Origin of the sequence: Okeania sp. SIO2B9 (assembly GCF_010672505.1) — a bacterium.
In the GTDB taxonomy this organism is placed as follows: Bacteria; Cyanobacteriota; Cyanobacteriia; order Cyanobacteriales; family Microcoleaceae; genus Okeania; species Okeania hirsuta.
On sequence record NZ_JAAHGK010001372.1, the window covers coordinates 1 to 1,949 of the forward strand.

Below are 1,949 nucleotides of genomic sequence, written 5' to 3' on the forward strand. Positions count from 1 at the left end.
TCTCCATTCACAGAGCGTAGGTGCTGTAAACCTTTCCCAGTAACACTTTCAATCTTGAGAGCCAACTGTTTTTTAGCAGAACTTTGTACTCTCCAGTTAGGACATATCAAAAGCTTAAAACTTAGACAACGCAAAATTTTTCCAACTTCTGTCCTTCCTTCTTTACTTCTGCTATGCAAGTATCAGCATTATTTATAATTACTATAATTATGAATTATTTAAACTTGTCCATGTCTTGAAGAAGTAGGTACAAATACTAAAATAATTAAAAATTATCAAAAATTCAATTAAACATTAGTTATTTAAAATAAAATTAGCAAAATTAGTTCAACATCCCTTTTTAAGGTGCAATTTAGGGCGAAAAAAGATGCAATCGCACCTCTATTTCCTACTCCTATATAAAAAGCTGAAAATCTTGATAGATAAACAATACAGCATTGATTGCTCAAAAGTAAAATTTAGTGTATTTTGGAATTAAGAATTTGGCTATGCCTAGAAGCTTAATAAAATGAATTGAGATAAATGAGATTGCAAAACAGAAATTGTAAATATAGGTAGAGTATATTAGTGGCAATCAAGCTCAGAAAAAAATTGTCACATTCCAACTCCCTAAAAGCGCACAAAATCTATCATTCCGGAATAAGCTACAACGAATACTCAAACCCTTGAAATTCCAAGAAAACTATACTGGATAGTACGGTGACATTTTTATCCTTCCTGTTTGTTGAGCCAATCATAATCATCAGCAACCCAAAAGCATTTTTCGACTCCCTACTCCCTAACCGAAAATAATTTTGTGGTCTACTTAAATAGACATCTCCAAAAATCATCAGGCACTTGCTATAACTATCTTTACTGAAGCGATCGCCAGCTCCTCCAGAGCGTCATTTTTTACGCGTTTTACAGTATTATGCCAACTTGATAAATGTTTACTACAAATAGCTAGCATATTTCTTAGGAGTCAGGAGTCAGGAATCAGGAGTCGTATGGGAATAGCTTTAATAGCAGTTTTTAAGTCTGAATTTATCTTTTTAGCCCAAGAGACATCTCCTATAAAGTATTTTAATTGCCCTGATTATTCGTAACATTCTTTTTTTTAATAGTATTATAGACAGTCATTGTTAATTATTAAACATTTTTATCTAGTTTTTTATTACTATATTAGACATCTCCAAAAATACTCAAAGGCCTATCCTAACTATCTTTAGTGGAGCGATAGCGTACGCTTAACCGGAGGTTATCGCCACTCATGAAGGTAGTTAATTTGTACAGTTTTATGGTTATCAGAGATACTTCGTGTTACTAATATAAATATTTATTGTACTTTTACGAAAGTTGATTCCTAATGTTTGAAAACTTGGTATTTGATGTAAATAAAATAACGTTAAAATTATTTCTTATTCCTGAGTTAAATTCTTTTTTCTTCCTCCATCTGCTGTAATTAATCTTTTTTCTGTTTTGGCGTTGGCGGAGCAAGTGCGGCAGCTACATCGCCTCTTTTTTTCTGATTCTATTATTTGGGCATTTTCTATTAATTTTATTAGCTGTTTGTCAGTAATAACAATAATTCTTTTTGTTGATGAGTGGATGGTTATAAATATATTCTAAAATTGGATTCATTTGGGATACTGCAGACATAAATGGTTTTGATGATTTTACCTGATTTTCTATTTTGGAGATATCTATTGCTCCTAGTAGCTGAAATGTTGGTACATGATGCAAATAATATAACGTCAAAATTATTTCTTCCCCCTTGCTTAAAGACTTTTTTCTTGCTCCTACTGCCTTGATTAATATTTTTTCTTGACTAGCGTTAGCGTTAGCGATGCGGAGCATTATCGCCTGTCTTTTTTTTATTCAACTTTTTGAGGATTTTCTATTAATTTTATTAGTTGTTTATCTGTAATACCAATAATTTTTTTTTGTTGATGAGTGGATGATTATAAATA

Annotated in this window: 1 pseudogene; it reads right to left on the bottom strand. The window is 31.5% G+C overall.

The window, feature by feature from the left end:
- Positions 1 to 1,331: 1,331 nt before the first annotated feature.
- Positions 1,332 to 1,638: pseudogene (locus tag F6K13_RS35595) on the bottom strand (DDE transposase family protein); the annotation flags it as partial.
- Positions 1,639 to 1,949 lie beyond the last annotated feature (311 nt).